The organism is Pseudactinotalea sp. HY158, from assembly GCF_009660225.1.
In the GTDB taxonomy this organism is placed as follows: Bacteria; Actinomycetota; Actinomycetes; order Actinomycetales; family Beutenbergiaceae; genus HY158.
The window spans coordinates 1,093,505-1,107,555 of record NZ_CP045920.1; the positions used below are offsets into that span (position 1 = coordinate 1,093,505).

At 72.5% G+C, this 14,051-nt stretch carries 7 protein-coding genes; 4 read left to right on the plus strand and 3 right to left on the minus strand.

Annotated elements, in window-relative coordinates; all coding sequences use genetic code 11:
* Positions 1–2: 2 nt before the first annotated feature.
* Both glgB and GCE65_RS04885 read right to left on the minus strand, forming a co-directional pair.
* The gene (gene glgB / locus GCE65_RS04880) at positions 3–3,422 is read right to left on the minus strand and encodes a 1,4-alpha-glucan branching protein GlgB (protein ID WP_228760119.1); all 3,420 of its coding nucleotides are present in this window, start codon (positions 3,420–3,422) and stop codon (positions 3–5) included.
* A 171-nt stretch (positions 3,423–3,593) separates the two neighbouring features.
* The gene (locus tag GCE65_RS04885; RefSeq protein WP_152909618.1) at positions 3,594–5,738 is read right to left on the minus strand and encodes an alpha-1,4-glucan--maltose-1-phosphate maltosyltransferase; all 2,145 of its coding nucleotides are present in this window, start codon (positions 5,736–5,738) and stop codon (positions 3,594–3,596) included.
* Positions 5,739–5,834: 96 nt separating this feature from the next.
* Here GCE65_RS04885 and glgP point away from each other — a divergent pair, with 96 nt between their 5' ends.
* The 4 genes from glgP (at position 5,835) to GCE65_RS04905 (ending at position 13,199) form a co-directional block, all read left to right on the plus strand.
* Positions 5,835–8,414: an alpha-glucan family phosphorylase gene (gene glgP, locus GCE65_RS04890; RefSeq protein ID WP_153877587.1), complete on the plus strand. Its 2,580-nt coding sequence runs from the start codon at positions 5,835–5,837 to the stop codon at positions 8,412–8,414.
* Positions 8,415–8,421: 7 nt separating this feature from the next.
* Positions 8,422–9,597 (plus strand): FAD-dependent oxidoreductase, encoded by a 1,176-nt coding sequence (locus tag GCE65_RS04895; protein WP_153877589.1) that lies wholly within the window; start codon positions 8,422–8,424, stop codon positions 9,595–9,597.
* 360 nt (positions 9,598–9,957) lie between these two features.
* Positions 9,958–12,837 (plus strand): HNH endonuclease signature motif containing protein, encoded by a 2,880-nt coding sequence (locus tag GCE65_RS16870; RefSeq protein WP_153877590.1) that lies wholly within the window; start codon positions 9,958–9,960, stop codon positions 12,835–12,837.
* A gap of 140 nt (positions 12,838–12,977) precedes the next feature.
* Complete coding sequence (locus tag GCE65_RS04905; protein ID WP_153877591.1) at positions 12,978–13,199, plus strand: hypothetical protein; 222 nt, start codon at positions 12,978–12,980, stop codon at positions 13,197–13,199.
* 155 nt (positions 13,200–13,354) lie between these two features.
* Here GCE65_RS04905 and GCE65_RS04910 read toward each other — a convergent pair whose 3' ends face one another.
* The gene (locus GCE65_RS04910) at positions 13,355–14,041 is read right to left on the minus strand and encodes an HAD hydrolase-like protein (protein WP_194928829.1); all 687 of its coding nucleotides are present in this window, start codon (positions 14,039–14,041) and stop codon (positions 13,355–13,357) included.
* Between the last annotated feature and the right edge of the window lie 10 nt (positions 14,042–14,051).

The following is a 14,051-nucleotide window of genomic DNA, read 5'->3' on the forward strand; positions in this document are numbered from 1 at the left end:
GGTCACTGATCCTCGGGCACGAGGAACGTCGCCCCGAGCGGCGGGACCCGCAGGGGGATCGAGTGTGAGCGCCCGCCCCACGGCCGCGCCTCGGCCGTGATCGGGGCGGTGTTCTCGACGCCCGAGCCGCCGTAGCGCAGCGCGTCGGTGTTGAGCACCTCCCGCCAGCGACCGCCCTGCGGCACCGGGATCCGGTAGTCCTCGTGCGGCACGCCCGCGAAGTTCACCACGACCGCCACCTGCCTTCCCGCGCCCACGCGCAGGTAGGCGATCAGGTTGTCGTCGCCCGCGCCGGCCTCGAGCCACTGGAAGCCCTCGTGGGAGAAGTCGTCGGCCCACAGGGCCGGCTCCTGGGCGTAGAGCAGGTTGAGGTCGCGCAGGCACTCCCGCAGCGCCGAGTGGTCCGGGGTGTCGCCGAGGCCCCAGTCGAGTGAGCGGGACTCGGCCCACTCCGCCTCCTGGCCGAACTCGCCCCCCATGAACAGCAGCTTCTTTCCCGGGTGCGACCACTGGTAGGCGAAGAGCGCACGCAGTCCGGCGAGCTGCTGCCAGCGGTCCCCGGGCAGCTTCGCCAGCAGCGAGCCCTTCCCGTGCACCACCTCGTCGTGGGAGAGGGGGAGCAGGAACTGCTCGGAGAAGGCGTACACGAGCGAGAACGTCAGTTCGCCGTGGTGGTAGCGCCGGTTCACCGGGTCCTCGGCGAGGTAGCGCAGGGTGTCGTTCATCCAGCCCATGTTCCACTTGAGCCCGAAGCCCAGCCCGCTCACCGACGTCGGGGAGGTCACCCCGGGCCATGCGGTCGATTCCTCGGCGATCATGATGATGCCCGGGCACACGCGGTAGGCCGTGGCCGTGACCTCCTGCAGGAACTGGATCGCCTCGAGGTTCTCCCGTCCGCCGCGCGCGTTTGGGCGCCACTCGCCGGGATTGCGGGAGTAGTCGAGGTAGAGCATCGAGGCCACGGCGTCGACCCGCAGGCCGTCGATGTGGAACTCGCTCAGCCAGTACAGCGCGCTCGCGACGAGGAAGTTGCGCACCTCGTTGCGGCCGAAGTCGAAGATGAGCGTGCCCCAGTCCTGGTGCTCCCCGCGCAGCGGATCCGCATGCTCGTACAGCGCCGTGCCGTCGAAGCGGGCCAGCGCCCACGAGTCCTTGGGGAAGTGGGCGGGCACCCAGTCGAGCAGCACGCCGATGCCGGCGCTGTGGAGGGCGTCGATGAGGTGGCGAAGTTCGTCGGGGGTGCCGAACCGGGCGGTCGGGGCGTAGTACGACGTCACCTGATAGCCCCAGGAGGGCCCGTACGGGTGCTCCGAGACCGGCAGGAACTCGACGTGCGTGAAGCCCATCCACTGCACGTACTCCACGAGCTGCTCGGCGAGCTCGAGGTAGCTCAGGCCCGCCCGCCACGAGCCCAGGTGCACCTCGTAGACGCTCATCGGCCCGGTGTGCGGGTTGGTGGTGCGGCGGTGGGCCATCCACGCCTCGTCGCCGGCCGACCACACGTAGTCGTCGTCGGTCACGACCGAGGCGGTGCTCGGCGGCACCTCGGTGGCGCGGGCGAGCGGGTCGGCCTTGGCGTGCCAGCTGCCGTCGGCATGGCAGACCTCGTACTTGTACTTCGCGCCGGCCTCGACGCCGGGCAGGAACACCTCCCAGATCCCCGAGCTGCCGAGCGAGCGCATCGCGGCCTCACGCCCGTCCCAGCCGTTGAAGTCGCCGATCACCCGCACCGCGCGCGCATTCGGCGCCCACACGGCGAAGGAGACCCCCGTGACCGGGCCGAGGGCCGAGGCGAACTCGCGCGCATGGGAGCCGAGCGCCGTCCACAATTCCTCGTGCCGGCCCTCGGCGATGAGGTGCAGGTCCATGTCGCCGATCGTGGGCAGGTGCCGGTACGGGTCGTCCTGGATGTGGCCGACGCCGTCCTCGTACGTGACCTCGACCCGGTAGTCGGGAATCCCCGGGGCTTCGAGCTCGGCCTCCCAGATGCCGCCGTGCAGGTGGCGGGCGGGGACGCGTCCGTCGGCGGTGACGAACGCGACCGACTCGGCCAGGTGCCGCAACGCCCGAAGCGTGACGGTGCCGCCGGCCGGGTGCGCGCCGAGGACGTCGTGCGGGGCGAAGTGGCCGCCCTGGGCCACCGCCTCGAGCAACGCCGCGGCGGGACGTGCCTGGGCGGGTCCGGGCTGGGAGGTGGCGGTCATGTCGTTCTCCTGGAGGATGCGGTCGATGGCGGCGAGGGGGATCGAGATCCAGTCGGGGCGGTGTTGGGATTCGTAGGCGGCCTCGTACAGCGCCTTGTCGAGTTCGTAGGCCTGCAGCAGGCGGCGCAGGCCGGGCAGGCCGGCCGGATCGGACGCGGCGTCCACGTGGCTCGGGTGGTCGAGGTAGCCGGCGAGCAGGCCGGCGCGCGCGTGCCGCAGCCAGGCCGGGTCACTCGCGCCGCCGACGGCGGCCGCGTAGTCGAGCGAACGCAGCAGGCCCGCGACGTCGCGCATCGGCTGCCCCGGGCGGCGCCGCTCGGCGAGTGGCCGCAGCGGCTCGCCCTCGAAGTCGAGGATGTGCCAGGCCCGGCCGGCGTGCAGCACCTGCCCCAGGTGGAGGTCACCGTGGATGCGTTGCGGCGGCGGTGGCTCCCGGCCCGCCATGGCGCGCGTGAGGACGGCGTGGATCGCCTCGGTCCGGGCCGTGTCGCCGGTCAGCCGCGGTACTCGGGCGAGGGCCCAGTCGGCTCGCCCCCGCAGGTCGGCGGCGGTCTCGCGGGGGGCGTCGTCGGGGACGGGCAGGGCCGCGCGCAACTGCCCGTGCAGGTCGGCCAGGTCTCCGCCGAGGCTGCGCATCTCGGCGGTGATGTCGGCCCCGGCCCCGGCGCGCTCGCAGGCCCACGCGAAGCCGTCCTCGGCCCCGGGCACGAACTCGGCGAGGACGCCCAGGTGGCCGGTGACGGTCGCGAGGGTGGCCGGGTCGCGGAACCGGCCCTCGAGCCAGCCGAGCACCGCGGGCACGTGCCGGGACCCGCCGGCGCGGGCGAGGGCGAGGGGAACCTCGACGTCGGGGTTCGCGCCGGCCGCGATCACCCGGAACACCTTGAGGATCGCGCCGCCGGGGGCGCCGTCGGCGCGGGGCACGATGATCGAGCTGTTCGACTGCTCCCCGCGCACCGCCCGGGCCGCGGCGAGGTCGAGCCCGGCCGCCGGGCCGGGCAGGGTGTGCAGGCCGGGCCGGGTCGGGGTCGTGGCGGCCCCGAGCCATGCCGGCAGGAACGCCGGGTGGGTCGGCCCGTCGAAGACGTCCCACCCGGCGAGCGAGGCGATCGGCTCGGGCGTCGCCGGCCCGGGTGCCCCCGCCTGGGCGAGCACCACCGGCACCTGCACGGCGACCACCCCGGCCGCCGAGCGCACGGCCGCGATCTCCAGGCGCACGATCCCCGTGCGGCGCCCGCCGGCGAGCGGGATCGTCTCGAGGTGGGTGAGCTCGGCGTCCGCGTCGAGCCGGCCCGGGAACCACCGCCGGCCCCGAGCCAGGCCTCGAGCGCGGCGAGCACGTCGCGGCCCCCGGGGGCGGCGGCCGGTGCGGCGTGGGGCGCGGGCATGTCAGACCCGCCCGCCGGAGCTGCGCACCGAGATGATGTGCGCGCAGTTCCCGTGCGGGTCGAGGCGCACGAACGGGGTCCGGTCCCACAGGTACTGGTCCCCCGAGAGCAGGTCCTCGGCCACGAAGGTCGCCTCGTGGTGGAGCCCGAGCGCGTGCATGTCGAGGAAGAGCCGGCCCTCGCGGGTCGCGAACGGGTCGGTCGTGACGGCCACGATGATCACGTCGTCCGTGCCCGTGGGGGAGTGCTCCGCCGCGATCCGCTTGGAGAAGCAGACGATGGCGTCGTCGGTCGTGCCGTGCACGGTGAGGTTGCGCAGCTGCTGCAGCGCCGGGTGGGCGGCGCGGAGCTGATTGAGTCGGGTGAGCAGCGTGGCCAGCCCGATGTGCTCGGCCCGGGTCCAGTCCCGCGGCTTGAACTCGTACTTCTCGTTGTCGATCTGCTCCTCGGCGCCCGGCCGGGCGACGGATTCGGCGAACTCGTAGCCGGAGTAGATCCCCCACGTGGGCGAGCCGGTGGCGGCGAGCACCGCCCGGATCGCGAACGCCGCCTGCCCGCCCTGCTGCATGTACGGGGTGAGGATGTCGTGCGTCGTGGGCCAGAACGAGGGGCGCAGCACCGCACCCGAGTCCCCGGCGACCTCGGCGAGGTACTCCGAGAGCTCCTCCTTCGTGTTCCGCCACGTGAAGTAGGTGTAGGACTGGTGGAAGCCGATGAGCGCGAGGGCGCGCATCATCGCCGGCTTCGTGAACGCCTCGGACAGGAAGATCACGTGGGGATGGGTCGAGGCGACCTCCGCCAGGAGCCGCTCCCAGAACGTCAGCGGCTTCGTGTGCGGGTTGTCCACCCGGAAGGCCGTGACCCCGTGATCGATCCACGTGTAGACGACGTCGCGGACGGCCTCGTAGATCCCCTCGGGGTCGCGGTCGAAATTGAGCGGGTAGATGTCCTGGTACTTCTTCGGCGGGTTCTCCGCGTAGGCGATGGTGCCGTCGGCCCGCACGGTGAACCAGTCGGGGTGGTCGATCGCCCACGGGTGGTCGGGTGAGGCCTGCAGGGCCAGGTCGAGGGCCACCTCCATCCCGAGACCGCGGGCGCGGGCGACGAAGTCGTCGAAATCGTCGAACGTGCCCAGGTCGGCGTGGACGGCGTCGTGGCCGCCGTCGGCCGCGCCGATCCCGTACGGGGAGCCCGGGTCGCCCGGCTCGCACGTGAGCGTGTTGTTGCGGCCCTTGCGGTTCGTGGACCCGATCGGGTGGATGGGCGTGAGGTAGACGACGTCGAAGCCCATCGCCGCGATCCCGGGCAGGCGCTCGGCCGCCGTGCGGAGCGTGCCCGAGGTCCACGTGCCGCTCGCCTCGTCGAACGTGGCCCCCTCGGAGCGCGGGAAGAACTCGTACCACGAGCTGAACAGCGCCTCCCGGCGGTGCACCTGGAGCGGATAGGTCGCGCTCGCGGTCACGAACCGGCGCACGGGGTGAGCGGCGAGGGCGGACCGTACCCGCGCGTCGGTGCCGGCGGCGAGGCGGGCCGCGGCCGGGCGGGCCGAATCGCGAAGGCCCGCGACGGCGTCCATGAGAACAGCGACGACGCCCGCCGGCAGGCCGGGGCGAGCGGCCGCGGCCTCGAGCAGCAGGGCGCCCTCGGTGAGCATGAGCTCGGTGTCGACGTCCGCGTCGACCTTGATCACGGCGTCGTGCGCCCACGTCGCCAGCGGGTCGGACCAGCCCTCGACCCGGAAGTACCAGCGGCCCACCCGGTCGGGCACGAACTCGGCGTGCCAGTCGTCCAGGCCGGGGGTCCCCGGGCGCATGGTGAGCGCGGAGTGGTCCCGGCCCTCGGGATCGATGAGCACGGCCGTGGCGCTCACGTACTCGTGGCCATCGCGGAAGACGGTCGCCCGCACGGGCACGACCTCGCCGACGACCGCCTTCGTGGGCCAGCGGCCGCCCTCGACGACCGGGCCGACGTCGAGCACGGGGATGCGGCCGATACCCGCCGCCGGGGCGGGTTCGGGACTCGGCCCGGCGGGCGGGAAGCCGGGCAGGGCGGTCGGACGGGGCTCCGGTGTCGTGGTCACACTAGAGAACCTACCCACGAAGTGCCGGTTCGTCAGGAGAGTCCGGCGCGATTCGCCCGCGGGCATGGCCCGGGAGGGCCGGGTCACCCTCCGGCTGAGTGATGCGTCACCAGCGAGACGGTTCCCAGGCGGCCCGAGGGCCCGGTGGCTAGACTCGCGAGCGTGAGAGCTATCCGACGATTCACTGTTCGTCCCATGCTGCCCGAGCCACTGGCGGCCCTGGACGACCTCGCTGTCAACCTACGCTGGTCGTGGCACACCCCGACCAGGGAGCTGTTCGAGTCGATCGATGCGGACCTGTGGCGGTCCCTGCACGGCGACCCGGTCACGCTGCTCGGCTCCCTCAGTTCCGACCGGCTCGACGCCCTGGCCGCCGACGACGCGTTCGTCGCCCGGGTGCGCCACCTCGCCGAAGACCTGGCCGACTACCTGCGCGAGCGGCGGTGGTACCAGGGCGAGGCGCAGCGCCGCGCGGATGCGGGTGAGGCCGCCCCGCCGGCGGCGATCGCCTACTTCTCCGCCGAGTTCGGCATCACCGGGGCGCTGCCGCAGTACTCCGGCGGCCTGGGCATCCTCGCCGGCGACCACCTCAAGAGCGCGAGCGATCTGGGGATGCCGATCGTCGGCGTCGGTCTGCTCTACGGCGCCGGCTACTTCCGCCAGTCGCTCACCCGCGACGGGTGGCAGGCGGAGACCTATCCCGTGCTCGACCCCGACAACCTGCCGCTCACGCTCCTGCGCGACGGCGAGGACCGGCCCGTGCGGGTGAGCGTTCCGCTGCCCGGCGGGCGCGTGCTCAACGCCCAGGTCTGGCGCGCGGACGTGGGCCGCGTGCCGCTGCTGCTGCTCGACTCGAACGTGGTCGAGAACGACGACGCCGCCCGGCACGTCACCGACCGCCTCTACGGAGGCACCTCCGAGCACCGGCTTCAGCAGGAGCTGCTCCTCGGGATGGGCGGCGTCAAGGCGCTGCGGGAGTTCTCGCGGCTCACCGGCGCCCCCGAGCCCGAGGTGTACCACTGCAACGAGGGCCACGCGGGCTTCCTCGGCGTGGAGCGGATGCGGGAGTACATCGAGGCGACCGGGGCCGACGTGGACACCGCGGTCGAGGCCGTGCGCGGCGGCACCGTGTTCACCACGCACACTCCCGTTCCCGCCGGGATCGACCGATTCGAGAGTTCCCTCGTGCGGGACTACTTCTCCTCCGGTGCGGAGGTCCCCGGCGTGCCCGTCGAGCGGATCCTGGCGCTCGGCGCCGAGGACTACCCCGGCGGCGATCCGGGCGTGTTCAACATGGCCGTCATGGGCCTGCGGCTGGCCAAGCGCGCGAACGGGGTGGCGAAGCTGCACGGGAAGGTCTCCCGCGGCATGTTCCACCACCTGTGGTCCGGCTTCGACGTGACCGAGGTGCCGATCACCTCGATCACGAACGGCGTGCACTCGGGCACCTGGGTCGACCCGGTCTTCGCCGAGGCGCAGGCCGAATGCTTCACCGACGCCCAGGTGAGCGACGGGTCCGGGTGGCTGAGCGACCGGATCGACAACGCCACCCTGTGGGAGCTGCGCGGCCGGCTGCGCTCGGCGCTCGTGCGCGACGCGCGCGAGCGGGTGCGCAAGTCCTGGTCGCAGCGCGGGGCCTCCCCGGCCGAGCTCGGCTGGGTCGGCGAGGTGCTCGACGAGGACGTGCTCACGATCGGCTTCGCCCGCCGCGTGCCCACGTACAAGCGCCTCACGCTCATGCTGCGTGACCCCGAGCGGCTGCGGGCCCTGCTGACCGACCCGGACCGTCCCATCCAGATCATCGTGGCCGGCAAGTCGCACCCGGCCGACGAGCAGGGGATCCGGCTCATCCAGCAGCTCGTGCAGTTCGCGGACTCCGAGGACGTGCGCAAGCGGATCGTGTTCCTGCCGAACTACGACATCGAGATGGCCCAGACCCTCCTGCCGGGCTGCGACGTGTGGCTGAACAACCCGCTGCGCCCGCTCGAGGCCTCGGGCACGTCGGGCATGAAGTCCGCCCTGAACGGCGGCCTCAACCTCTCGATCCTCGACGGCTGGTGGGACGAGATGTACGACGGCCACAACGGCTGGGCCATCCCGACCGCCGACGGCGTGGAGGATCCCGAGCGTCGCGACGACCTCGAGGCCACCGCGCTCTACGACCTGCTCGAGAACACCGTGGTGCCGCGCTTCTACGACCGCACCGACGGCCTCCCGCTGCGCTGGCTGGAGAACGTGCGCCACACGCTGGCCACGCTCGGGCCCAAGGTGCAGGCGACCCGGATGGTCAAGGACTACCTGGCGGTCATGTACGGCCCGACCGCCGAGTCCGCTCGGGCGCTGAGTTCCGTGGAGGCGGCCGGCGCGCTGGCCGCGTGGAAGAACCGCGTGCGGGCCGCCTGGCACAGCGTTCGGGTCGACCACGTCGAATCCGAGGGCCTGCACGAGACCGTCAACGTCGGTGACCGGCTCAACGTGCGGGCGTTCGTCACGCTCGGCGACCTCGACCCGGTCGACGTGCAGGTGCAGATGAACTACGGGCGCGTGCGGGAGAACGACGAGCTCGTCGACTTCCGCACCGTCCTGCTCGACCACACCGAGACCTACGAGGGTGGGCGGCACCAGTTCGCACTCGACTACGCACTCGAGGAGGCCGGCCCGTTCGGCTACACCGTGCGGATCGTTCCGACGCACCCCGAGATGGCGTCCGACGCCGAGCTGGGCCTCGTGACGGGAGCCTGACCGTGCGATGAGTCACGCGGCGGTCGTGGTGGGCGGCGGGATCGCAGGATTGGCGGCTGCGATCTCGCTCGCCCGCGCCGGCTGGGAGGTGACCGTCGCCGAGCGGGCCGCGACGCCCACCGAGCTGGGCGCGGGGTTCGCCATGGCACGGAACGCCGTCGCGGCGTTCCGTGCCCTCGGCTTCGACGACGACACGGTCGGCCTGCTCGGCTACCGCACCCGGGCCGCGGGTACCTGGGCATTCGACGGGCGGCCCATCCTCACGCTCGCCGACGATGCCCGCACCCGCGCGGCCGTCGCGCTGATCGGGGTGAACCGCCGGCGCATCCATCACGTCCTGCTCGAACGGGCCCGTGCGGTGGGGGTCGACATCGAGACCGGGCTCGAGGTCGCGACGCTCTCGGTCGGCGCGCCCGGGGGAGCACCCGCCGTCGTCGCGGGCCGTGAGGCCGATCTCGTGGTCGGCGCCGACGGCATGTTCAGCGCCGTCCGGGACGCACTGTTCAGCTCGCACCGGCTCACCTACAGCGGCTACTCGAGCTGGCGGGCGCTCACCGCCCGAACGCCCGAGGTGACGACGCTGCGCCAGTTCTGGGGGCCGCACGCCGAGTTCGGCCTCATGCCGGTCTCGGAGGAGCTCACCTACTGGTACGGCTATGTCGCGATGCCCTCCCGCACCCGGCTCGACGACGAGCTCGTCGCCGCCCGGGAGCGCTTCGCCGGCTGGGCCCGGCCCGTACTCGACGTCATGGACGCGACGGAGCCGGGCGCCGTCATGAGGCACGACGTGTACCACCTACCGGGCGGACTGCCGAGCTATACCCATGGCCGCGTGGTCATGATCGGCGATGCCGCCCACGGCTTCCTGCCCACCATGGGGCAGGGCGTCGCCACCGCGCTGGAGGACGGCGCGTGCATCGGCCTTTTCATCGGGCACCCGGTCGCGGCCGGGGGCAGGCTTGCCCCGGCCCTGGCGGAGTTCGACGCCGTGCGCCGGCCGCGTTCGCGAGCGCTCGGGCGGGCGGCGATGGCCACCGCCCGCATCGGCGCTCACCTGGGCGGTGGGCGGCGCCAGAGCGTTCGGAACGCCCTCATGCGCGTGACTCCCGCCGGGCTCGTCAACCGCGGCGCCGATGCCGCGATGGGGTGGCAACCCCCGCCGCCGGCCGCTCCGCGGTTCTGAGCGGGGATCAGGCCAAATGTCGGGCCGGGTGTCGGAGGCTCGGGCGGTCCGGGGCTCGAGCGTTCCAGCCATGTCGCCTGGTCCTCCCGACCATCGGTGCCTCTCGTGCGTCCCGGGGGTCGTCGGCGCCTCTCGTGCGTTCCGGTGGTCGTCGGCGCCGGTGTTCCTTCACGGACGGGATGTGCCCGCACGTCCGGCCGCTTGCGCGCTCGGCTGTTCCCATGGTCGCGATCCGCATCCGCCCGCCACGACCGTCGGCCTGCCCGAAGATTCTTCGATATGTCTCCCGGTCGTGTTTCTGGGTGTCCTTGGGCGGTTGGGGCCGGGGGAATGTCGGTGGTCGCTGAGACCATGATTGGTATGGAACTTCAGCAGCTGGTGGGCGAGGTAGGCGATGACGCCGGCCTGGTCGCTCGGCTGCGTCAGGGCCGCGATACCGTGGATCGGGTGAAGGTGGAGCAGCTCGCGTTGGCGGCGACGTGGGTGCAGTGGCATCCGTTCGTCATCGCCGATGACTATGACGGCGATGAGGACCTGGCCGGTGCGCCGCGGCTCGTGGCCGAACGCGCCCGTGCCCGCAACGCGATCTGGGAGCAGGAGGGCCACGTGGTCACCCCGGCCACGACCGGCTCCGGCACCGGCGGTGACGCCACCGCCGCGTGTGCCGATCCCGCGCCCTCGGCCAGTGGCACGCTTGCAGGTGCTTCCTCCTCTCCCGCGGCCGGCGGGCCGGCGACCTCCGGGGCCGGGGTCTCGGGGTTTGTGGCCTCGGGTGGTGAGCACGGGGCCGATCTGGGGGTCGATCCGGGCACGGGGGTGCGGGGGTTGTGGACGGTGGAGGAGTTCTCGATCTCGACATTCGCGACCGCGGCCGGGATGGGTCTGGGCGCGGCCGAGCGGCTGCTGCTGGAGGCCGAACAGTTGCGGGTGCGGCTACCGCGCCTGTTCGCCCGGACCATGGCCGGGCGGACGCGGGTGTGGCGGGCCCGTACCCTCGCCCGGGCGACCCTGTTCCTCTCGGAAGAGGCATGTGGCTACGTCGATGCCCAGCTCGACCTCGTGCCCTTGAACTTCGGGCAGGCCCAGCTCGATGGCCTGATCAAGCGGGCCCTGATCGAGCACATGCCCGAGGAGTACGAAGACCTCGAGGAACGCTTCGCCGCGCCACCGGCACGAGACGTCGTGTTCAAGCACGCACGCAACGGGACCGGGGACACCAGCGTGCAGGCCGTCCTGCCCGTCGTGGAGGGCCGCATCCTCGAAGACGTCATCGACCACCTCGCCGCCACCCTCACCGCCCAGGGCTGGAAGCTGACCGCGGGCGAGTTGCGCTCCTACGCGATGGGCGACCTCGCCCGGCTCCGCTACGACGGCCAACACCCCCTCACCCCACCCGAGACCCCGACCAGCGAGCCGAACAGCGGGTCGAACAGTGGGCCGAATGGTGGGTCGACCGGTGCCCAGCTGCCCGGCAGACCGCCCGGTGGGCCGAACGGTGGGCCGGCAGGGTCGAGTTGGTGTGGGGATCCGAACTGCACCGGCAACCGCCACGACGACGACCCGGTGACCACGGGCGTCCCGGTGACCACGGGTGGGGCGGGTGTGCCGCGTGGCAAGATCTTGATGTACCTGCACGTCCAGGCCCGTGACCTGTTCCCCTTCGGCATCCCGAACACCGGCCCACCACCACCGCCGACACCCGGCGGCGCCGGAGCTGCGGGAGCCGATCACGGCGATGACGCCGCCGGCAGGCCCGCCACGCACGCATCCGGGCCGCCGACTGGGCCGACTGGGTCGACTGGGTCGCCTGGGTCGTCGTTGGGGATCGATCGTGGCCGGTTGCGGCGGACGCCGGTGCGTATCGAGGCCCGCGGCATCCCGGCCGGCACGTTCATCAGCGCCGCCGAACTCGCCCCGATGTTCTACCGGCCATCCGCGCTCACCCCGCACGGACGCCCCTGCACCGGTGACTGCCTCACCCGGCCCACCGGCCCGATCCTCGACCGGCGCAGGCACCGATCTGGCGGCATTGAGGGGACAGCCATGCCCGGAACCGGCGGGACCGACAGCACAGGTGTGTCCACCGCTCCCGGATCCGTCGAGGTCGCCGCCGGGGCCGGCGAGACCGTCCTGCCCGGAATGGGCGGGACCGTCAGCACAGGTGTGTCCACCGCTCCCGGATCCGCCGAGGTCGCCGCCGGGACCGGCGAGACCGTCCTGCTCGGGGCGTTGGCCGGTAGCCCCGGCTCCGGTGCTGCCGGTGCTACGGGTGCTGCCGGTGCTACGGGCGCTGCCGGCGCTACGGGTGCGGGCGGTAGCGGGTTGGCGTTTTTCGCGCCGGAGATCATCGTGCGGCCGGTCCTGGACCTGGACGAGCCACTCGCCACGGACTGCTACACCCCGTCTGAGCGGCTGCGTGAACAACTCGTCCTGGCCGAGGATCGATGCGCCTTCCCCTGGTGTACCCGCACCGCCCGCGCCTGCGACCTGGACCATATCCAGGCCTGGCACACCACCCGGCCCCGAACCGGCCCGAACGCCGGCGCCGAGGTCGCCACCGGCGGGGCGACCTGCCCGTGCAACCTCGCCCCGCTGTGCCGCGCGCACCACCGGCTCAAGACCCACGCCCGCGCCGACGCCGCGTCCCGCGGCCGGCACGCGGCCTGGACCTACGTCAAACTCGATACCGGCACCTACCTGTGGACCGGGCCCCACGGCCTACGGCTCCTACGCACCCCGTGGGGCACCTACGACACCCAGAACACCGGCATCCACGAACCAGACGAGCCGGGTCAGACGAGCAAGACGAGCGACCACCGGGACTCGAACGACCCGAACGGCGTGGGCGGCCCGACCGGCTCGAACGACCCGAACGGCGTGGGCGGCTCGACCGGCCCGACCGACTCAATCGGCACGACCGGCTCGAACGGTCCGACCGGCTCGAACGGTCCGACCGACGCAACCGGCACGACCGGCGCGACCGGCGCGACAAGCGTGGGTGGCGTGGGCGGTACGACCGGCACGACCGGCGCGAGTGAACGGTCGGCGAGCGGGTCGATGTCCCCGCAGCGGGAACGGGCGAACCGGGCCCACTGGTCCGAGGCCACCCTCGAGAACCGGGACATCCTCGAGGCCTGCAACCACGACATCATCAAGAGAGCCGACCAGGCCCGCGCCGCCAGACGCCGGGCAGAAGCCGCCGCCGCCGACGCCTGCCGACCCGCCGAACCACCCTTCTGACCACGCCGGCCGTCGGCCCGACCGGGTGACTGGGCGACCGGGTGACCAGCCGTGGTGTGGCAGGCTGAGGAGGACCCGCGGCGGAGAACTGTACCGTCGTCCACCCGCGGATTCGGTGAGCGTGAGGCAGGCTGGTGGGCATGACCAGCGTGACCAATGACCAGGGGTCGGCAATGCCGCAGGAACCGAAGAAACAGGCCGGGAGATCCCCCGCCGTATGGTTCTTCGTGGCCGCGGTGTTCGTCGTCGTGCTCCCCACCTTGCCCGACCGGCTGAACTTCCCGCTCAACCCGATCGCCGCCTGGGTCGCAGGGGCCGTGCTCACCTTGATCGGCTTCTGGGTGCTGTTGCGCAGGCGTTGAGGTCACGTCCCGAGCATCACGGGTGGATGGTCTCCCCAGCGCCCGCGCTCAGGCTCCACGGCCATCGCCATGAGGCTGATGCGACCGGCCGGCGGGGACGACATCGCCGGGGCCCTACGACGCCATGTCGGCGACCCCGAACCCGAACCCGAACCTCAGCTCACGCCGAGCAACTGAGCCAACTCGCCGACGTCGGTCGCGACGGCGCTCGCGCCGTCGCGCTCCTCGTCGGTGCCGTAGCCCCAGGCGACGAACACCGAGAGGATGTCGTGGGTGATGGCGCCGTTGACGTCGTGATCGCGATCACCGACCATGACCGCCCGGGAGACGTCGACACCTTCGGCGCGCAGGGCAGCGAGGGTATCCTCGACGATATCGGCCTTCCAGGCGCGGGTGCCGTCGTCGGATGCACCGCACTGGGCGGTGAAATATTCGGTCAGCCCCGAATGCTCGACGATCTGCATCGCCAACGCGCGACGCTTCGACGTCGCGAGCGCAAGCGGCACGCCGCGGGAGTGCAACGCCCTGACGAGCTCCGGCATCCCCTCGAATGCGGGGGCGAGCATCCGGCCCTCGTACAGGGGCCGGAACGCGGCGACGACCCGGTCGAGGTCCTCCTCGGCCACGCCCCCGAACTCACGAAAACCGTCGCGAATGGGCGGGCCGACGAAATGCAACAGGTCGGCCTGGCTGATCGCCGGGTAGTCACCTGCGGCGAGCGCCTCGGCGACCGCCGAGGTGATGGCGGCGCCGGAGTCGCTGATGGTGCCGTCGAGATCGAAGAGCACAGCCGTGGGCTCGAGGCTCGTGAGGGCGGACTGGGGCAGAGACGCGATGGGCACGTGGGACACT

Excerpts from the sequence above, each read along its gene's own strand:
- GCE65_RS04885 (WP_152909618.1), bottom strand. The coding sequence starts at position 5,738 with ATGCCCGCGGGCGAATCGCGCCGGACTCTCCTGACGAACCGGCACTTC.
- GCE65_RS04895 (WP_153877589.1), top strand. The coding sequence starts at position 8,422 with ATGAGTCACGCGGCGGTCGTGGTGGGCGGCGGGATCGCAGGATTGGCG.
- GCE65_RS16870 (WP_153877590.1), top strand. The coding sequence starts at position 9,958 with ATGGAACTTCAGCAGCTGGTGGGCGAGGTAGGCGATGACGCCGGCCTG.
- GCE65_RS04905 (WP_153877591.1), top strand. The coding sequence starts at position 12,978 with ATGACCAGCGTGACCAATGACCAGGGGTCGGCAATGCCGCAGGAACCG.